The organism is Flaviramulus sp. (assembly GCF_982512915.1).
In genome coordinates this window covers 231,690-252,194 of record NZ_CEWOCJ010000002.1, presented here as the reverse complement: position 1 = coordinate 252,194, position 20,505 = coordinate 231,690, and the positions used below count along the sequence as shown (strand labels likewise).

Genomic DNA, 20,505 nt, shown 5'->3' with positions numbered 1-20,505 from the left:
TAAATCAAAAGATATGCGAAAGGACATAAAACATATAATACTAGCGATTATCACCTTAAATGTAGCGCTTTCTTTCTCTCAAGAAAGAAAAAGTGATACTATTAATACAGGGATTATTGATGTAGTAAAACCTTATACGCCAACAATATCAGACGCCTTTAAGGTAAAGGAAATTCCATCTTTAAATGATGAAACAACTCAAACTAAAAAATCAATTAAGTATAATATTTTCTCCTTTCCTGTGGCATCTACTTTTACACCTGTAAAAGGAAAGGCTGCATTGGTAGAAAAGCGAGAACCGGTAAAATTATTTGATAATTATGCTACTTTAGGTGTTGGAACATATACCACAATATTAGGGGAAGTGTATTTAAACCATGCAATTAGTAGAAGTGAAAGTGTAGGTGGCTATGTGAGTCATCATTCATCTGCGGGAGGTATTGATGGCGTGCAATTTGACGATAGTTTTTCTAATTCTAAAATTAATATAAATTATTCATCTCGGTTACGTGATTTGTCATGGAATATAGAAGGTGGTTTTCAACAACAAATGTATAATTGGTATGGGGTTCCAGAATCTCAAGTATCGGTAGCACAAACTAATAATATAGATGTGAACCATTCATTTTTTGATGCAAATTTTGGAGGTGATATTTCTTTTAAAGACACCTATATAAACTCAGGAAGCTTCTTTTTTAGGCGTTTTGGAGATAATCAAGGCTCTGGCGAAAATAGATTTATAGTAAAAGCAAAAGTTGATGTTCCTATTAATGATATAGAAATTTCAACAGATTTCAAATTTGATTATTTAGGTGGTACTTTTGATAGAAGTTATTTCTTAAATCAAGAATTAAATTACAGTAATTTTCAAATAGGCGTATCTCCCACATACGAGTTAAAACAAGACGATTTAACTGTTAACTTAGGGGTATCTGCTTATTTTTTAAATGATAAACAATCAGGCGATAGTAAATTTTATATCTATCCAAACATCACAGCTACTTACCGCTTGGTTAATGATGTATTAATTGCTTACGGAGGTATTCAAGGTGATTTAATACAAAATTCATATTACGATTTTGCAAACGAAAATCCATTTGTTTCACCAACATTATTTATTGCACCAACAGATCAATTATATAATGCTTTTGTAGGTTTAAAAGGAAAATTGTCTAGTAACATGAGTTATAACATAAGCGGAAGTTATTTGGCTGATAGAAATAAAGCACTTTTTAAAACAAATATTATTAGAAATTTAGCACCTCAAAACAATTATGATTATGGAAATTCCTTCGGAATTGTTTATGATGATATTGAAACATTTGGTGTAGCGGGAGAAATTAATGTTGATGTAAACAGGAATTTTAAATTAGGATTAAAAGCTGAGTATTTTACTTATAATACAGATGATGAGGCTGAAGCTTGGAATTTGCCCGATGTAAAGGGGTCTTTGTTTCTAGATTATCAAATAAACGAACAATGGTTTGCTGGTGCTAACTTGTTTTACATTGGAGAACGTAAAGATCAATTAGAGTTAGAAGGAACACTTTTACCAATAGATTTGATAACCAACGTTACTTTAGATAGTTTTTTTGATGCCAATGCGCATCTAGGATATCATATAAACAATCAACTTTCAATATTTGCAAAAGCAAATAACATAGCTAATAATGCCTATCAAAAATGGCAAAATTTTCCAGTACAAAGTATTCAGTTTTTGGCAGGAGCTACTTATAAGTTTGATTTTTGATTAATCAGTTATTATTAACTTGTTTCAGAAACTTATCAATTAAATCATCAAATGCGTTCTATTAAGAACGCTTTTTTTATTTTTACAAGAATGAATTAAACAACTCATGAAAAATATCTTAACCTTTTTTATATTATTAAGTTTTTTGTCTTGTAAAACAAAAGAACGTGTTGATTCTATAGTAATTAATGGAAATGTTTATACTGTTAATAAAGAATTTGAAAATGCTGAAGCTTTCGCTATCAAAGATGGCAAGTTTTTAGAAGTTGGAAGTTCTAAAGCTCTTCAAGATAAATATGTGGCCGATACTATTATTGATGCTAAAGGAAAGACTATTTTACCAGGATTTATAGATGCGCACTGCCATTTTTACAGAATGGGTTTAGGTGAACAAAAGGTGAAATTAGAAGGTACAAAAAGCTTTGATGAAGTTATCCAAAAGTTAGTTGATTTTCAAAAAGAAAAAAACAGCAGCTTTATCACAGGCAGAGGTTGGGACCAAAATGATTGGGAAGTTAAAGAGTTCCCAACAAAAGATAAATTAGATTCCATTTTCCCTAATACACCCGTTGCTATTGGCAGAGTAGATGGTCATGCGCTTTTAGTAAATCAAGCAGCTATTAATTTAACAACTCTTGATGAGAATACACATGTTAATGGCGGTGAAATTTTAAAAGTGAATGGTAAACTTACAGGTGTACTTATAGATGCAGCTATGGGAATTGTTAGAAATATCATTCCAGAACCAAGTATCCAAGAATCCGTTGCTGCTTTAAAAGATGCTCAAAAAATCTGTTTTGATTTAGGTTTAACAACTGTTGACGATGCAGGGTTAAATAGGGAAACTATTGAAATGATTGATAGTTTACAAAAAACAGGTGATTTAACTATGCGTGTTTATGCCATGGTTTCGGCTTCAAAAGAAAATATCGATTATTATTTAAATAAAGGCATCATTAAAACTGAAAAACTAAATGTACGTTCCTTCAAGTTTTATGGTGATGGCGCTTTAGGGTCTCGAGGTGCTATGTTACGAGAACCATACTCTGATCAACCTGGGCATTTAGGACTTTTGGTTAATAGTATTGAGACTTTAAATGAAACTGCAGAACGTATTTCAAATTCTGAATATCAAATGAATACTCACGCTATTGGCGATTCAGCAAATCATGCCGTTTTAAACACATATAAGAGAGTATTGAAAGGTAAACCCAATAGACGATGGCGTTTAGAACATGCTCAAATTATATCTCCAGAAGATTTTGAACATTTTTCCGACATTATTCCATCCATTCAACCAACACATGCTACCAGCGATATGTATTGGGCAGAAAATAGAGTAGGAGCCGAACGTATAAAAGGGGGTTATGCTTTTAAAGATTTATTAAAGGCGTATGGCAAAGTTGCTTTAGGAACCGATTTTCCAGTAGAAAATGTGAGTCCGTTTTTAACCTTTTATGCCGCAGTAGCGAGACAAGATTTAGACCAATATCCAGAAGGTGGATTTCAAATGGAAAATGCCTTAAGTAGAGAAGAAACCCTAAAAGGCATGACGATTTGGGCAGCATATTCTAATTTTGAAGAAGATGAAAAAGGCAGTATAGAAGCTGGTAAATTTGCAGATTTCATTATTTTGGATAAAGATATTATGGCAGTTGAAGCCTCTGAAATACCCAAAATAAAAGTAATTAATACGTTTGTTGATGGAAAGATAAAATGAATGAAATTATTAGTATTAAAAACTTATTGTGCATGCTCCTTTTTGGGATATCTATAATGTGTTTTTCACAAAATCTATCAAGTTTTAAAGATGTTGAAGCTGTTAAAAAAGCTATTGGAGGTGATTGGAAACTAAAAGGAGAAGCTAAAAATGTTATTTACAGGTTTGGTTTTAATGAAGAGAAAGGATTTGTAGAAGTTCTTGAAGAGTTAAACTTGCCTCCAAAAGCAGAAAAAACCATAGGTAATGAGATTATTATTAATCAACACGCAAATGTTAAAATTAAATATAATGAAGGTGTTTATTTTATTGAATTAATATATGATTATGGCAGTATCTCTGAGCAAATATTGGTGTTAAATGATTATAATTTTATTTACGGAAAAGGAGATTCTCAGCATGTGTTTATAAAAGATAAAAACTAAATACTTTGTGATATTCCTACAAAAGCACGAGTCCAATTTCTAATTTCTATTTTTAATAGATTCCGCTTCAATTACGGAATCATAACTTATATTAACCTCGCTAAATAATCAAAATGCTCACCTTCCAAAACTAATTCACAAGTAAGTCCAACAGTTTCGCAGGCTAATTTTAAAGTTTCAAAATCCAAATAAAGCCATTTCATTGGGTTTTCTTTTTGGCCTTTGTAACTTAAATAATAATCGAGCTCTCCATAATATTGCGAGTTCATATCCATCCAATAACCGCCATCATCATCTTCATACATATATTTAATATCAGATGAATCTATTAAAATTTGTCCGCTGGGTTTTAAAAGATTTTTTAAATGTGTTAAATATTTAGATACTTGAATAATTTCTTGAAAAACACCAGTACCATTCATCAAAAGTAAAATAGTATCAAAGGTTTCGGTTTCATCTAAAATATTTAAAATTTCGGTATGTAATACACCACGTTGCTTAGAAACTTCGATAGAGCCTTTAGAGATGTCAATTGCTTTAACTTCAAAACCTTTTTTCTGCAAAAAGAGACTATGGCTTCCGGCGCCACAACCCACATCTAAAACCTTGCCTTTACATAGTTTTAAAGCTTTTTGTTCAATTTTAGGCATGTCTTTGAAACTGCGAAATAAATAAGAAAGTGGTAAATCATCCTCTTCAGAGATATTAGTAGAAGTGATAATATCTTCAGAATAGTTTCCGTTTTGATAATCTAATAAAGCTTTTCCGAATAAATCTTTCATAAATTGTTATGCTGAACTTGTTTCAGCATCTTATATAAAGTACTATTTTTACGCCATGCAAGACATCATAAATAATCTTCCAAAGCTCACCAAAGATAAGCATAACGAGAATAAAAAATTCTTCGTTAAGTTAAAAAGCAAACCACCAAAAAATTTGGATTATATAATGCAAGGTTTACACGATGAAGAATTTAGAAAAACGGATTGTTTAAAATGTGCTAACTGTTGTAAGACTACAGGACCACTTTTTACCGACAAAGATGTTGATAGAATTTCGAAACATTTTAGGATGAAAACTAAGCAGTTTGTTAATCAATATTTACGAATTGATGAAGATAATGATTACGTATTACAGAGTGTGCCTTGCACATTTTTAGGCGCTGACAATTACTGTTCAATTTACGAGGTTAGGCCAAAAGCGTGTAGAGAATTTCCGCATACAGATAGAAATAAGTTTCAGCAAATTTCAAATTTAACATTGAAAAATGTGGCTATTTGTCCGGCAGCTTTTAATATTGTCGAAGAAATGAAAAAGAAAATAAAGTTTTAATAGATTCATGATTCCTGACTCTTAGTTCTTTATTCTTACATTATATTTATCATTAACTTTTTTATTATATTTAAATAAAATTTTATTTAATGGAAACGATATTAAACTATTTTGAAACCATTCCATCTTCCCATCGAAGTATTATTTTAGTAGGTGGTTTAACTTTTTTTTGGCTTTTAGAAGGCGCTATCCCTTTATTTAAATTTAATTACAAAAAATGGCAACATGCTCTTCCTAATATATTTTTTACTCTTACAACGGTTGTTATCAATTTTGCTTTAGCTTTTTTATTATTAAAAACAGCAGATTGGGTTGTGGAGAATAATTTTGGTGTTTTAAATTGGTTACCCGAGATGAACATTTGGTTATATGGTATTTTAGGTGTTTTTTTAATGGACTTTTTCGGAGCATATTTACCTCATTTTGTTGAGCATAAAATAAAACCACTTTGGATGATACATTTGGTGCATCATTCAGATCATAAAGTAGATACCACTACTGCTAATAGGCATCATCCCATAGAGAGTCTTATCCGTTTTACATTTACACTTCTAGGAGTTTTAGTTATTGGTGCTCCTATAGCTATTGTTATGTTGTATCAATCCATGTCTTTAGTAGCCACACAATTTACCCATGCTAATATAAAAATGTCTAAAAAAATAGATAAAGCTTTAAGCTATGTTTTAGTTTCTCCAGATATGCATAAAGTACATCACCATTATGTTTTACCATACACCGATTCAAACTACGGGAATATTTTTTCAGTTTGGGATAGGCTTTTAGGGACTTATATGGAACTTGATAGGGAGCAAATTGTTTATGGGGTAGATGTTTTTCCAGATGAAAAGGAAAATAGTAACATCAAGGATTTGTTAAAACAGCCTTTTCAAAAATATAAAAAGCCAACAACTTTGGTTTAATCAACAAATACAGATTCTAGCTGTTTTCCAAATTCTTCCATATTTACTCCGGTTAAATTGGTTAAAACTGTAATTACAACTTTTTCTTCTGGATATACCAAAAGAATGCTTGATGCACCAACGCCACCACCTGTGTGATAATATTTAGGTGTTCCTTTTTTGGTAGTTACAGATGAAAAACCTATCCCATAACCTGTATTTTCTCCAGTAATTAAGCGTTGGGGTTTTGTAATATTTTCCAATGCTTTCTGAGATATAATTTTAGGAAAAATAAGTTCGTTTCCAAATTTTACAATATCTTCTGAGGTTGATAAAAAACCACCACCAGCAACTTTATACTCATTCGCAACCGGAGACGAAAGTACTGGTTTTTTTAATAAAGATTTTCTGTAAAATTGTGTTTTATTAGATATAAATTCATCGGATATCTCTGCTCTAGAATTTTCCATTTGTAGCGGTTTAAATATCGAATCGTTTACAAGACTAATAAATGTTTTGTCAGCAGCTTTCTGTATCACTTCACTTAATAAAACAAAACCAAAAGTGCTGTAATTAAATTGAGAACCAGGTTTAAATAATAAAGAGTCATTTTTAAAAAGGGACAAGCCTTCTGTGATGCTCATTTTTTTATTTAAAGCATATTCATTATCATTTTTATAGTGCCTAATACCTGCTAAATTACCACCTAATTGCCTGATGTTAAAATCATGATTGTTTTTAGGGTAGTCTGGCAAATAATTATAAATACTTTCATCTAAATTAATAACACCATCGTCAAGTAATTTTGCAAGTGCCATAGCAGTAATAGATTTTGATATACTAGCAATTCTAAAAACTGTAATATCTGGTTCTACTACTTTTTTTGGTTTTTTATTAGAATATCCAAAACCTTTAGACCAGATAAGTTCACCGTTTTGTGAAACAGATATAGCCATACCGGGAATGCGTTGTTTCCTTAAAAATTTTTTCGCTAACTTTTTTGCAGTTCTTGTTTTAATTTGATTTTGATTGATTTCTGTTTGACTGTAGCTAAGTCCGCCAAGAAACAACATAATGGTTGCAAGAATCCTTTTCATTTATGTGATATTTGAAAATTAAAGTCTGAATAATTAATCATAAATTACATATTTGATTCTTGTTTTTTTAAAATTTTTCAAATCTTCCTGCCAACTAAGTTTTATTTTTTCTTCACTCAAGCCTGATTCAATTTGTTGTTGGAGTTTTTTTGTGCCTGCATGCTTTGTAAAGTTTTCAGTATTAAAAAACAAGGATTTATCTGTAGAATTTTCATAGGCCTTAATTACCCATTTTAGTGTTATCATACCATTAAGCTCTTCATCTTTTAAATCTTCACCATAACAAACAACATTTTTATGTTTTGGATTTTTAGCTCCAAAATTAGAAATCGGGGTATAAATAAAAGGCAGCATTTTTTTATCTAAAAATGGTGCGCCATACCTCTGAAATTGAAACTCTGTACCACGACCTGCATTTATATTTGTACCCTCAAAAAGTCCTAAACTAGGGTATAATTTTATAGATTGATTGTTAGGTAAATTTGGAGAAGGTCTAATCGGGAGACTATAAAACGTATCATGGGTATAATTTTTTACTGGAATTATTGTAATCGAGCATTGCAATTCATTTTCTAACCATTTTTCACCATTTATCATGTTTGCATACTCTCCAATGGTCATTCCATGCACTAGAGGAATTGGATGCATTCCTAAAAAACTTTGGTTTTCAATTTCTAAAGTAGGACCATCAATATAATTACCATTTGGATTTGGTCTATCTAAAACAATAACAGGAATATTGACTTCGGCGCAAGATTCCATAATGTAATGTAAGGTAGAGATATAAGTGTAAAATCTAACGCCAACATCCTGAATATCAAATATCATAATATCTACACCTTCAAGATTTTCTTTTGTTGGTTTACGGTTTTTTCCATGTAGCGAAATAATTGGCAAACCTGATTTAGTGTCAATACCATTATCTACATGTTCACCAGCATCAGCAGTACCTCTAAAACCATGTTCTGGAGAAAACACTTTTTTTACATTAACTTTTAATGATAGTAATGAGTCCACTAGGTGCGTGTAAAGAATATCATTTTTTTGAATATGACTAAACTCAACTTCTCCTTTAGGATATACTTCAAATATAGAATCTTGTGCATTTTTAAAAATAACAGAGGTTAAATTCGCAACAATACCAACACGTTTATTTTGTAAAAGCGGTAAATAGTTAATTATTTGATTAGCACCAACAATAATTTTTGGTTTTTGGCTTTTTATAGTTGTAATTTCAGACTTTGGTTTTTTGTCTAAGAGCTTTTGTTTTTCGGCTTCAGACTTCGATAAGTTTGCACAAGATATTAGTACCAAAACAAATAATAAAACTGTATTTTTGAAAACATTAAAAGGCATCATATAATTTGAATTACGAGTATTTTATAGCTAAACGCATTATTGGTAGTAAAGCGTATAAAAGTAGTATATCGGCACCAATAATAAAAATTGGTATTTCAGCTATTACTATAGGATTGATAGTGATGATGATAGCCATAGCTACGGGTATTGGTTTACAACAAAAAATACGCGACAAAGTCGTGGCTTTTAATGGCCATATTACCATTACAAACTACGATAGTAATAACTCACAAGAAAGTGTCTTTCCAATATCAAAAAACCAAGATTTTTATCCTGAATTTAAATCTGTTGAAGGTGTAAACCATGTACAAGTAGTTGCAACAAAATTTGGTGTAATAAGAACAGAAACTGATTTTGAGGGTGCTATTTATAAAGGCGTTGATAATGATTATAATTGGCAATATTTTAATGAGTTTTTAATAGAAGGTAGATTACCATCTTTTAAAGATAAATGGAATGAAGAGGTTTTGATATCAGAATATTTGGCAAATCGGTTGGGCTTTAAATTAGTCGACGAATTTCAAATGGTTTTTGCAAAAGATGATCCTGAAAAATTGCCCAATTACTTGAAATGCAAAATAGTTGGGATTTATAACTCAGGTTTTCAAGATTTAGACAAACAGTTTTTAATTGGTAACATAAAGCACATACAACGCATTAATAAATGGGATGAAGATCAAGTTGGTAACTTTGAGGTTTTTTTAAATGATTACTCTCAAATTCAACAAAAAGGCATAGAAATTTACCAAAATACACCATCAACTTTTAACACGCAAACCGTTATAGAAAAGTACGACTCCATATTTGAGTGGATAAAAATATTCGATAAAAATATTTATGGCATTATTGGTATCATGATTCTCATAGCAGGGATAAATATGATTACAGCACTTTTAGTTTTAATTCTTGAACGCACACAAATGATTGGTATTTTAAAAGCATTGGGAAGCAATAATTGGAGTATCCGTAAGTTGTTTTTGTACAACGCCTCATACCTGATCTTATTAGGCTTATTTTGGGGTAATTTGTTAGGTTTAGCACTTTTGTTTGCCCAAAAATATCTAAAACTTTTTCCTTTAGACCCAAGTGTCTATTACGTTGCCGAAGCACCTGTTTATATTAGTTTTGGTTACATATTAGTGTTAAATATAGGGACCCTTATTTTGTGTTTTCTCATGCTTTTAGTGCCATCTTACATAATTACCAAAATATCCCCAATTAAGGCTATACGTTTCAATTAAATATACTTGGGTGTTTTGATTCATTTTATTCATTCAATAATATTTTTGAATTTATGGATGTAAATATTTTACTATTTAATCTTTTTGCGTAAAGAAGCAAAAAGGATTTCAAACAAGCCGTTCAATCGTTAACGCAATTTGAGATTTTTCTTATAACAATTTAAAATATTCGAGTATTCGTAGCAATATCTTAAATTTGCAGTATGGATTACGCAAAAAATATATTAGAAACAATAGGAAATACACCACTGGTTAAGCTTAACAAACTTACCCAAGAGTTACCTTGTTTAGTTTTATCAAAATACGAAACCTTCAATCCAGGAAATTCTACCAAAGATAGAATGGCTCTAAAAATGATTGAAGATGCTGAAGCCGACGGACGCTTAAAACTAGGTGGAACTATCATTGAGGGAACCTCTGGTAATACTGGAATGGGTTTAGCATTAGCAGCTATTGTTAAAGGCTATAAATGTATTTTTGTAATTAGCGATAAGCAATCCAAAGAAAAAATGGATATACTTAGAGCTGTTGGCGCAGAGGTAGTTGTTTGCCCAACAGATGTGGAACCTACAGACCCTAGATCTTATTACTCAGTATCTAAGCGTTTAGCAAAAGAAATCCCTAATTCATGGTATGTAAATCAATATGATAACCCAAGTAATGCAATAGCTCATTACGAAAGTACTGGACCAGAAATTTGGAGACAAACAGATGGTAGAGTCACCCATTTTGTGGTTGGCGTAGGTACAGGTGGAACTATTTCTGGTGTTGGAAAATACTTAAAAGAACAAAATCCTAGCATTAAAATTTGGGGTATAGATACTTACGGTTCTGTATTTAAAAAATATCACGAAACAGGAGTTTTTGATGAAAAAGAAATTTATCCTTATGTAACTGAAGGTATTGGTGAAGATATTCTACCAGAAAATGTAGATTTTTCAATTATTGATGGTTTTACAAAAGTAACCGATAAAGACGCTGCAATTTACACCCAAAAACTGGCTAAAGAAGAAGGTATGTTTTTAGGGAATTCTGCAGGTGCAGCTATAAAAGGCGTTTTACAATTAAAAGAACAATTTACAAAAGATGATGTTGTTGTTGTTTTATTTCACGATCATGGAAGCAGATATGTTGCTAAAATGTTTAATGATGATTGGATGCGAAAAATGGGTTATTTAGATTAGATTTTTTTTTTAACATTTTTAATAAATTCAATTTATAGTAGCATTATTAATAACTCTAGTTTATAGTTTTTTAAGAATGATAGTAATTGTAAATTTGCAACATAAAATTAATTAAGCATGAAACTCGTTTTATCACCTGCAAAGTCCTTAGATTTTGATTCCCAATTACCTATAAAACAATATTCAGAAGCTCAGTTTTTAAAACATTCAGAGCGTTTAAATAAATTGCTTAAAAAAAAATCAGCTAAAAACTTATCTGAGCTAATGAGTATTTCAGATGCTTTAGGACAGTTAAATTACGATCGAAATCAATCTTGGGAGTTGCCTTTTTCAACAGAAAATTCAAGACCCGCAGTTTATGCTTTTAATGGCGATGTTTACAGAGGTTTAGATGCTTACACCATTCCTCAAGAAAAAATACAAACACTTCAAAATACTATTAGAATTTTATCTGGTTTGTACGGTTTACTTAAACCCACTGATTTGATTCAGCCTTATCGTTTAGAAATGGGAACAAAGTTACCAGTAGGAACTAGCAAAAACTTATATGAGTTTTGGAAAAAAGACATTACCAAAGCTTTAAATGCAGAGCTTGAAAATGATGAGTTATTTGTAAACTTAGCAAGTAACGAATACTTTAAAGCCATAGATACCAAAGCCTTAAAAGTGCCAGTTATTAATATAGATTTTAAAGAATTTAAAAATGGCCAGTATAAAATAATCTCTTTTTTCGCAAAAGAAGCACGTGGTTTAATGGCTCGATATATTATAGATAAAGAAGCTAAAACAATCGAAGATTTAAAAGGATTTAATTACGAAAGATATAGTTTTAGTGAGCCTATGTCTAAACCAAACCATTTGGTTTTTATAAGGTGATTAAACTGTTTAAGATAGGTTTAAAACTTTTAAAAAGTTTAAACCTTATTTGGCTATAACTTTATTATCAATATTTATTTTACTTTCTAAAGATGGTCTCTTTTTAATACGAGGTTTTCTTGCTCCAAAAGTTCCTCTGTTTATTTTTCCGCGTTTTGTTTTTTTGTCACCTTTTCCCATAGATTTTTTTATTTTTAGTATCCATAAGTTACAAAAATTAACACAAAATTCCAAGTAAAAACGTGTTTAAACAAAAACACCCTTATAAACCTTTTATTAAAAACATTTTATTAACCTCAGGTTCTGACACTGCTAATATTTCTATTGCTAGAATACAATTGTACTAACCCCATAAGCTAAAAAACCAAAATTTAATACATTTGATTTTAGACTTTTGCAGCATAGCGTTTTTTTGAAAAAGTAAAAGTTTAATTTAAAAAACTACTTTAAATCTACCCATTTTATTAATTATTATTTATCAAACTCATTAGTTATTAAACTTTTATAATGTTTTTTAACAATATTTTAATTTATTTGTAAATATTATATTTTATGTAAAAATTTTATTTGTGAAGATAATTCAACTCTTTAGTACATTTATTTATGGATGTTTAATATTAGTTTTTCTTTTAAACAATAAAATATATGCTCAAAGTTTTGAACGAATTGAATTAGCTTCTGGTTTAAATGTTTTGGTTGATAATAATGGTGCTGCAGTCGCAGATTATGATGGTGACCTTGATCTAGACTTATTTGTAGTTGCCAAAGCTATAGACCAGGATGGGGTAGAGAAATCTTTTAGTAAGTTATTTCGTAATAATAACGACGGCTCATTTACAGATGTTACAGAAGTTTCTAATTTGATTAATTTATATTCCTCGGCTGAAGCTGGAGATCTTTTTCCAGGATTGGATGGCTTTAAATATGGTGCTTCATGGGGAGATTATGATAATGATGGATATCCAGATATTTTTTTTACACATTCCTTTAAGGTGCAGCTTTTTCATAACCAAGGAGATGGTACTTTTAGAGAAGTAACTTCTGAGGCTGGGATTCAATCTATTAACAACTGCAGACATACTGGTGCTACCTGGGTAGATTATAATAATGACAGCTTTTTAGATATTTTCATCGGAGATTGGGGAAGTTGTGATGGTAATGTTCTTTATGAAAACAAAGGCAATGGCACTTTTGTAAACGTTAGTTTAAGTTCTAACGTTGGAACTGGATCAAGTAATTTTAGTTACACAATGATTCCCTTTGATTTTAATAAAGATGGTTGGTTAGATTTTTATATTTCAAATGATAAAAATCAACCAAATAGTTTACTAATTAATCAAAACGGTTTAAGCTTTATTGATCAAGCAGAAGCCTATGGATTAGATAGTAGATTGGACGATATGGGAATAGCTGTTGGAGATTTTAATAATGATGGTAGTTTCGATTTTTATGTAACAGGTATTAATATTAATGCTATGTTTGAAAACAATGGTAATAATATTTTTTCAGAAGTTTCTGAATCTAATAATACATCATTTACAGGTACAGGATTTGGTTGGGGCTGCAAGTTTTCAGATTTTGATTTAGATGGTGATGAAGATTTGTTTGTTGTTAATGGTTTTAAAAATACTATTCCTGTTAAAAATGTATATTTTGAAAATCTTTATGAAGAAAATCAAAACACATTTCTTGATATATCAGAAACTACTAACCTCAATCCATTTTCGGTAAGTACAGATGCTCAAGATTTTGATTTTGATAATGATGGTGACATTGATTTGTTCGTTTCAAATTCAGTGGGCAATTCTTTTATGTATGAAAATAAAATAATCAACGGAAATACTAATTTAAGTTGGTTTAAAATCATTCTTCAAGGAACAATTTCAAATAGAGATGCCATTGGATCAAAACTTTCTGTAACAACTTCAAATAGAACCATAGTGCGTTATCATCATGGTATAGGTATGTTGTCTCAGAGCTTAAAGCCTATTCATTTTGGATTAAAAGATGATAATGTAATTGATCAATTAGAAATTTTATGGCCTTCGGGATTAACTGAAACTTATAATAATCTGAATTCAAATACAACTTTAAGAGTTATTGAGGGACAAGGTTATGAGGTTTTAAATATCGAACCAAGTATTAAGATTTATGGATGTACAGATCCAAATTCTTGCACGTATAACCCATTAGCTACTTCAGATGATGGTAGTTGTATCTTAGGATCAGATCAAGAGATAATTGGCGAAACAGAATCAGGTTTTAATAACATAGAAATATATAATTACCAAATTAAAGAAAACTCAGAAATTAGTTGGTTAGTTGAAGGTGGCGAGCTTTTAAGTGGCCAAGGTTCTAATTCAATTACTGTTAAGTGGGGTTTAGAATCAATTGGTAAAATAATTGTAACTGAGAGTTTAGATGGTTGCTCAAATGTAACAACTGTATTGGAAATTAATTTAAGTCTAGATATTATTCCAGATAATATTTCAATTGCTAGAATATGGAATGAGGCATTATTAGAAGCTATTAGAAGAGATTTTGCAAGACCAACAGTACATGCCAGAAACTTATTTCATACCTCTGTAGCGCTTTATGATAGTTGGGCAATTTATAGTCAAAATGCCAAACCTTATTTAATTGGTAATATAGTAAATGAATTTCAGAGTAAGCTTAATATTTTTGTACCTAATGAATCAAATGATATTTCAATATCTAAAACCATGAGTTATGCAGCATATAGATTGTTAACTCACCGATTTGTTAATTCACCAGGAGGGATTGAAAGCCTTAAGAGGTTTGATTATATTATGAATCAATTGGGTTATGATATAAATAATACTACATTAGATTATGAATCTGGTGATGCCGCAGCATTAGGTAATTATATAGGTTCAACACTTATTAATTATGGTTTAATTGATGGTTCTAATGAAATTAATGATTACAGTAATAGTTATTACCAATCGGTTAATCCGCCACTTAGTTTAAACTTACCTAACCAAACAACAGGAATTATAAATCCAAATAGATGGCAACCATTAAGTTTTGATACATTTATTGATCAGAGTAATAATATTATTCCGGGTTCAACTCCCAGTTTTTTAGGACCTGAATGGGGTAAAGTACTTCCATTTGCTCTGAACAACAAAAGTTTATTAGAAAGAGAGGGTAATATTTTTCATGTATATCACTTACCAGAAATGCCTCCACAATTAGATGTTATTACACAAAATGTTTCAAGTGATCAATATAAATGGAATTTTACACTCGTAGCTAAATGGAGTTCACATTTAGATGCAACTGATGGTGTTATGTGGGATATATCACCAAATTCTATTGGTAATATAGATTTTGATTTATTTCCAAATTCATATTCAGTTTATTCTGATTTTTATGATTACGATAATGGTGGTGATATTAGTAATGGGCATAATGAGAATCCTTCAACAGGAGCATCTTATGAAGTCCAATTAGTACCTAGAGGTGATTATACAAGGGTTTTAGCTGAGTTTTGGGCTGATGGACCAGATTCTGAAACACCACCTGGACATTGGTTTACAATACTTAATTATGTCAATGATCACCCTAAATTTGAAAGAAAATTTAATGGTATAGGAGATGTTTTACCTCCATTAGAATGGGATGTAAAGGCTTATTTTATTTTAGCTGGTGCTATGCATGATTCCGCTATAACAGCTTGGGGTATTAAGGGCTGGTTTGATTATATTAGGCCAATTTCGGCCATACGCTATATGAGTGAATTAGGCCAAAGTACAGATCCAAATTTGATAAATTATAATCCAGGTGGAATTCCTTTAGTATCTGGTTTTATTGAAGTTATTCAACAAAATGATCCGCTTATTGGCGATAATAACGAAAACCTTGGTAAAATGAAAATACATGCATGGTTAGGGCATGATGCAATAAATGATGCCAATACAGATGTGGCTGGTGTGGGTTGGATTTTAGCAGAAAATTGGTGGCCATATCAGCGGCCTTCATTTGTAACACCTCCATTTGCAGGTTTTGTTTCAGGACATTCTACATTTTCAAGAGCAGCAGCTGAAGTTATGACACTAATAACAGGAGATGCTTTTTTTCCCGGTGGTATGGGAGAATTTGTAGCCAAGAAAGATGAATTTTTGGTTTTTGAGAAAGGACCATCAGTTGATGTGAAATTACAATGGGCTACATATAGAGATGCTTCTGATCAAACAAGTCTCTCTCGTATCTGGGGAGGTATACATCCTCCAGTTGATGATATTTCTGGTAGGATTATTGGTAAAGAAGTTGGAATAAATGCTTTTAATTTCGCATTACCTTATTTTGATTCTGAATTGAATTTAGAATCAACTCAAAGTATATTGGTATATCCTAATCCGGTTTTGTTAAATGAAGTTTATATATCAAATACTACAAAATTTGATGCTATTAGTTTGTTTGATCTACATGGTAGGCAGATTAATTTTGATATAATATTTGATGACAAAGATAAAACGACTCAAATTTTATTACCAAAAAAAACTATTTCAGGAGTTTATATTTTAAAAGTAAATACTATTTCCAAAATGTTAATAGTTAAATAATATCAAAAGAGGTGAAAATTTTTATTTAATAGTTTATTATCAAAATTATTAGGCGTTTACTTTGAATGAAATTGAAGAAGCCTATTTAACGTTTTTTATATAAGAATAGTTAAATTTTGCTAACGAGGACTTTAGTAAGGTAAATTAGGAATGCTATACAACGTAAACTTTGTTTCAAAATTAGCTTAAAATAGCTTATTTTTTAGCTTGGTTCTTTTGTACTGTTTGTTTTTTATTCTATTCACACTCAATAGGAAGGAACTCTTTTTCAGCGATTTTTTAAAAATCAAAAGGATTTTCTGTAAATCTAAAATCCTCTTATAAGTCTTTTCTGGTCATCATCATTTTTTTTCATAACGTTGTCAGTATTGTTTTTAGGTGTTAATTGCCATTTTAAAAGGTACAATTTCTTGTCAAAATCAATAACTTTCGTAATTGACTTAATTGAATAAAATTCGTGATTTCCTGAAAATTCTATTTGATTTAGTGTGTTTAGTATTTTTATGGAATCAATCTTTAGAGTATCATTAGTTTCTTGACTTAGATCATAAATGTCTATTTCATTATTTACGGTAATTGATTTATTAATGCCGTTCCAGGGTTCTTAAATCAGATATCCGTTGAAATCTCTTTCTAATTTAACCCAAGTTCCATTAAGTTCCGAATTTTAATTCCAATTATTATCTATTTTTCTAGAACAAGACAATATTAAAATTAGAAATATTATTATCGAAGGAATTTATTCATAAAATTGGATACAACGACTTAAAATGAAATCGTTTTAATGTTTAATCTTAAACCTTTTTCATTTTTTTTTGATAAAATCAATTTGCTTCATCATTTTCAATATCACTAATATGATGCTCTAAAGCTTTCACAGATATTTGAATTTCCCAAATTAAAAAAGCTAATGATAATATGAGTAAAACAAGAGCAAAACCAAATACCCAAACAGCTACAATATGCAGTTCTACATAAATTAGAAACATAGTAAGAACACAAAGTAATAAGCTAGAAATTCCAAAAATTTGCATAGATCGTGTTAAATACAAACGCTGTTTAATATTTTTAATTTGCGCAAATAGAATAGTATCTTTCTCCTTTTTATACTTATCATGCAAGTTTCGTATGATTGCTGCATAGGCTAAAAACCGATTGGTATAAGCTAACATAATTAAAGAAATTGCCGAAAATAAAAGTGCTGGTGTTGTAAGGGTTAATTGCTCCATTAACAAGTTGTTTGTTCAAATTTAACAACTTAAAAGTTTATAGTATTATTTTTATAGAATATTTTAAATTAGTAGCATGAAAGAAGATTTTCTCCACTATTTATGGAAATTTAAAAAATTTCAAACCAATACCTTAAAAACTCAAATTGGAGAACCTATTGAAATAGTATCGGTTGGAGAACATAATTTTAATAGTGGTCCAGATTTTTTTAATGCGAAACTTAAAATAGGAATCCAACTTTGGGCAGGTAATGTAGAAATTCATGTAAAATCATCTGATTGGTTTCTGCACAATCACGAACAGGATAAAGCCTATGATAATGTTATTTTACATGTAGTTTGGGAACATGATACTGAAATTTTTAGAAAAGATAATACGGTTATACCTACTTTACAACTAAAGGATTTTATTGCTGATAATGTTTTGAATAATTACCAAAAGCTTTTTAATAAAAAGCATACTTGGATTAATTGTGAAACTGAATTTGCTTCAGTTGATGATTTTCTAATAAAAAACTGGTTAGAACGCTTATATTTTGAGCGTTTAGAGCAAAAATCTGAAACTATACAAGCGCTTTTACAAGCTTCACAAAACGATTGGGAGGCAGTGTTATTTAAAATGTTAACTAAAAATTTTGGACTTAAAGTAAACGGAGATTCCTTTTTTAGTTTAGCAAATTCTATTGATTTTTCTGTCATCAGAAAAACCCAAAACAACCTTGAAACACTAGAAGCTTTATTATTTGGACAAGCAGGTTTTTTAAATGATGACTTTCAAGATTTGTATTATTTAGGGTTAGTAAAAGAATATGCTTTTTTAAAACAGAAATTTAAGCTAGAAAACAATCATGTTTTACCCATGCAGTTTTTCAGATTACGACCTCCAAATTTTCCAACCATTCGGATATCTCAATTATCAAGTTTATACTATAAGCATCAAAATTTGTTTTCAAAAATTATAGAAATTAATACTTTACAAGGGTTTTATGATCTTTTTAAAGTTTCTACAACTGCCCATTGGGAAACACATTACACATTTCAAAAAGTATCAAAAGCGTCAACTAAATTACTTACAAAATCTTTTGTAGATTTGTTATTAATAAATACTATTATTCCTTTAAAATTTTGTTATGCAAAACAAAAAGGAGAAAATATAGATGAATTAATTTTGAGTTTAGGAACTACAATTCAATCAGAAAAAAATAGCATCATCAATGCTTTTAATGATCTGATTAAAGTTTCAAATTCTGCACTAGACTCTCAAGCACTCATTCAACTTAAAACACATTATTGCGATAAAAATAGATGTTTAAAATGTGCTGTAGGGAATTCGATAATTTCACAAAATTTTTAAAAAGTTTATTAAAAAATTATCAAAAACATATTAATTATCAAAGTCGATATTTAGTTAGTTTAAAAGCTAGAGTAAAATCAAATTTTTATAGTTAAATTGCGGGATGAATAGTATTTATAAACTTTTACTTTTTTTTCAAAAACGTGGTTATTACGTTTGTCAGCGTATTGCAGATAGGTTGGGTATTAGAGCTAAGGTTGTTAGAACCTCGTTCATGTATTTAACTTTTGTAACGGTTGGTTTTGGGTTTGCCTTATATTTGTTTTTAGCATTTTGGATGCGAATAAAAGATTTATTGTACACAAAACGCTCATCGGTTTTTGATTTATGAATCCAGTTATAAAATTTTTTAGAAACAAAATCTACACAGCATTAATTTTGCTAGTAATTATTTTATTTATAGGCGTTACTGGTTATAAAATAATTTCGGGCTATTCTTGGGTTGATGCTTTGTATATGACTGTAATTACGATGACTACTGTTGGCTATGGAGAAGTCATTCCGTTAGATGATAAATCAAAGGTTTTCACCATATTTTTAATATTAGCTAGTGTTGTTATAGTTGGTTATGCACTTTCGATTATTACAGAATACATCATAAGTAAAAACAATATTGAAGAATTAAAATATAAAAAAATGCAAAAAAAGATTGATAGCTTAAAAAACCATGTAGTTATTTGTGGTTATGGCAGAAATGGTAAACAGGCTGCAAGCAAGCTTATGGCTTATAAAAAGCATTTTGTAGTAGTAGAAAAAAATAAAGAAATGGAAGAACGCCTTCAAGTTGATGGTGTTTTGTATGTAATAGGAAATGCTAATGAAGATGAAACTCTAGAGCAAGCAGGAGTAAGTCGTGCAGGATGTTTTATTTCAGCATTGCCAAATGATGCTGATAATTTATTTGTGGTGTTATCTGCCAGACAATTAAATAAAAATATGAATATTATTAGTCGTGCATCACAAGAATCTTCATACGATAAATTAAAATTTGCAGGTGCAAACAATGTTATTTTGCCAGATAAAATTGGAGGAGACCATATGGCGTCTTTAGTAGTGGTTCCTGGATTAATGGAGTTTATAGATAATCTTTCAATAGTAGGTAAATCCAATATTAATATTGAAGAAATAGCTGTTGAGAAATTATACAACACTAAGTCGGTAAGAACCATAAAAGATTTAGATTTACGACGTAAAACAGGGTGTACGGTTATTGGTTACAAAAATGAAAATGGAGAATATATTGTAAATCCTGAGGCAGAATTAGAGCTCAAACCAAACTCAAAAATAATTGTTTTAGGACGACCAGAACAAATAGATGCTTTAAATTCTGAATATGATATAGATTGATTTAAACGCCTATTTTAACAAGCATTTTTTTAAAAAACCAATTTTTTTTAGCATCTTGCCGTTCATTATAAAAAAATTAATAAAAAACTAACTAATTTCAATA

At 30.1% G+C, this 20,505-nt stretch carries 17 protein-coding genes; 12 read left to right on the top strand and 5 right to left on the bottom strand.

The window, feature by feature from the left end; translation table 11 throughout:
• Nucleotides 1-13 precede the first annotated feature (13 nt).
• The 3 genes from AC1XJX_RS02710 (at nucleotide 14) to AC1XJX_RS02700 (ending at nucleotide 3,895) form a co-directional block, all read left to right on the top strand.
• Entirely contained in the window at nucleotides 14-1,750 is a 1,737-nt protein-coding gene (locus AC1XJX_RS02710) for a TonB-dependent receptor (protein ID WP_482002420.1), read from the top strand.
• A 106-nt stretch (nucleotides 1,751-1,856) separates the two neighbouring features.
• A complete protein-coding gene (locus tag AC1XJX_RS02705) occupies nucleotides 1,857-3,470 on the top strand; it encodes an amidohydrolase (RefSeq protein ID WP_482002419.1) in 1,614 nt (537 codons plus the stop codon).
• Complete coding sequence (locus AC1XJX_RS02700) at nucleotides 3,467-3,895, top strand: hypothetical protein (RefSeq protein ID WP_482002418.1); 429 nt, start codon at nucleotides 3,467-3,469, stop codon at nucleotides 3,893-3,895. The genes AC1XJX_RS02705 and AC1XJX_RS02700 overlap by 4 nt, the downstream gene beginning before the upstream one ends.
• Nucleotides 3,896-3,981: 86 nt before the next feature.
• On the opposite strand, the gene AC1XJX_RS02695 is transcribed toward AC1XJX_RS02700, so the two are convergent.
• Complete coding sequence (locus AC1XJX_RS02695) at nucleotides 3,982-4,677, bottom strand: class I SAM-dependent methyltransferase (RefSeq protein ID WP_482002417.1); 696 nt, start codon at nucleotides 4,675-4,677, stop codon at nucleotides 3,982-3,984.
• Between the two features lie 55 nt (nucleotides 4,678-4,732).
• Here AC1XJX_RS02695 and AC1XJX_RS02690 point away from each other — a divergent pair, with 55 nt between their 5' ends.
• Both AC1XJX_RS02690 and AC1XJX_RS02685 read left to right on the top strand, forming a co-directional pair.
• Nucleotides 4,733-5,227, top strand: coding sequence for a YkgJ family cysteine cluster protein (locus AC1XJX_RS02690; protein ID WP_482002416.1), 495 nt, complete (start codon nucleotides 4,733-4,735; stop codon nucleotides 5,225-5,227).
• Between the two features lie 89 nt (nucleotides 5,228-5,316).
• Nucleotides 5,317-6,147 (top strand): sterol desaturase family protein, encoded by an 831-nt coding sequence (locus tag AC1XJX_RS02685; protein WP_482002415.1) that lies wholly within the window; start codon nucleotides 5,317-5,319, stop codon nucleotides 6,145-6,147.
• Here AC1XJX_RS02685 and AC1XJX_RS02680 read toward each other — a convergent pair.
• Together AC1XJX_RS02680 and AC1XJX_RS02675 are read right to left on the bottom strand one after the other, a co-directional pair.
• Nucleotides 6,144-7,223 (bottom strand): serine hydrolase domain-containing protein, encoded by a 1,080-nt coding sequence (locus tag AC1XJX_RS02680; RefSeq protein WP_482002414.1) that lies wholly within the window; start codon nucleotides 7,221-7,223, stop codon nucleotides 6,144-6,146. The genes AC1XJX_RS02685 and AC1XJX_RS02680 overlap by 4 nt on opposite strands.
• 33 nt (nucleotides 7,224-7,256) lie before the next feature.
• Nucleotides 7,257-8,582 (bottom strand): exo-beta-N-acetylmuramidase NamZ family protein, encoded by a 1,326-nt coding sequence (locus tag AC1XJX_RS02675; RefSeq protein WP_482002413.1) that lies wholly within the window; start codon nucleotides 8,580-8,582, stop codon nucleotides 7,257-7,259.
• A 5-nt stretch (nucleotides 8,583-8,587) separates the two neighbouring features.
• On the opposite strand from AC1XJX_RS02675, the gene AC1XJX_RS02670 reads away from it, so the two are divergent.
• The 3 genes from AC1XJX_RS02670 (at nucleotide 8,588) to yaaA (ending at nucleotide 11,883) form a co-directional block, all read left to right on the top strand.
• Nucleotides 8,588-9,823, top strand: a complete 1,236-nt coding sequence (locus AC1XJX_RS02670) for an ABC transporter permease (protein WP_482002412.1) — start codon at nucleotides 8,588-8,590, stop codon at nucleotides 9,821-9,823.
• 203 nt (nucleotides 9,824-10,026) lie between these two features.
• The gene (locus AC1XJX_RS02665; RefSeq protein ID WP_482002411.1) at nucleotides 10,027-11,007 is read left to right on the top strand and encodes a PLP-dependent cysteine synthase family protein; all 981 of its coding nucleotides are present in this window, start codon (nucleotides 10,027-10,029) and stop codon (nucleotides 11,005-11,007) included.
• A 117-nt stretch (nucleotides 11,008-11,124) separates the two neighbouring features.
• On the top strand, nucleotides 11,125-11,883 hold the full coding sequence (yaaA, locus tag AC1XJX_RS02660; RefSeq protein ID WP_482002410.1) for a peroxide stress protein YaaA: 759 nt from the start codon (nucleotides 11,125-11,127) through the stop codon (nucleotides 11,881-11,883).
• 45 nt (nucleotides 11,884-11,928) lie between these two features.
• On the opposite strand, the gene AC1XJX_RS02655 is transcribed toward yaaA, so the two are convergent.
• Nucleotides 11,929-12,063, bottom strand: coding sequence for a 30S ribosomal protein THX (locus tag AC1XJX_RS02655; RefSeq protein WP_482002409.1), 135 nt, complete (start codon nucleotides 12,061-12,063; stop codon nucleotides 11,929-11,931).
• A gap of 389 nt (nucleotides 12,064-12,452) precedes the next feature.
• On the opposite strand from AC1XJX_RS02655, the gene AC1XJX_RS02650 reads away from it, so the two are divergent.
• A complete protein-coding gene (locus tag AC1XJX_RS02650) occupies nucleotides 12,453-16,472 on the top strand; it encodes an FG-GAP-like repeat-containing protein (RefSeq protein ID WP_482002408.1) in 4,020 nt (1,339 codons plus the stop codon).
• 824 nt (nucleotides 16,473-17,296) lie between these two features.
• Here AC1XJX_RS02650 and AC1XJX_RS02645 read toward each other — a convergent pair.
• Nucleotides 17,297-17,701 carry a DUF2721 domain-containing protein gene (locus AC1XJX_RS02645; protein WP_482002407.1) on the bottom strand — a complete coding sequence of 135 codons (405 nt, stop codon included), beginning with the start codon at nucleotides 17,699-17,701 and terminating at the stop codon, nucleotides 17,297-17,299.
• 76 nt (nucleotides 17,702-17,777) lie between these two features.
• Here AC1XJX_RS02645 and AC1XJX_RS02640 point away from each other — a divergent pair, with 76 nt between their 5' ends.
• From AC1XJX_RS02640 to AC1XJX_RS02630, 3 genes are all read left to right on the top strand, one after another.
• A complete protein-coding gene (locus tag AC1XJX_RS02640) occupies nucleotides 17,778-19,055 on the top strand; it encodes a DUF2851 family protein (RefSeq protein WP_482002406.1) in 1,278 nt (425 codons plus the stop codon).
• Between the two features lie 103 nt (nucleotides 19,056-19,158).
• The gene (locus tag AC1XJX_RS02635) at nucleotides 19,159-19,386 is read left to right on the top strand and encodes a PspC domain-containing protein (protein ID WP_482002405.1); all 228 of its coding nucleotides are present in this window, start codon (nucleotides 19,159-19,161) and stop codon (nucleotides 19,384-19,386) included.
• Nucleotides 19,383-20,402: a potassium channel family protein gene (locus tag AC1XJX_RS02630; RefSeq protein WP_482002404.1), complete on the top strand. Its 1,020-nt coding sequence runs from the start codon at nucleotides 19,383-19,385 to the stop codon at nucleotides 20,400-20,402. Before AC1XJX_RS02635 ends, AC1XJX_RS02630 begins: the two co-directional genes overlap by 4 nt.
• Nucleotides 20,403-20,505: the final 103 nt, after the last annotated feature.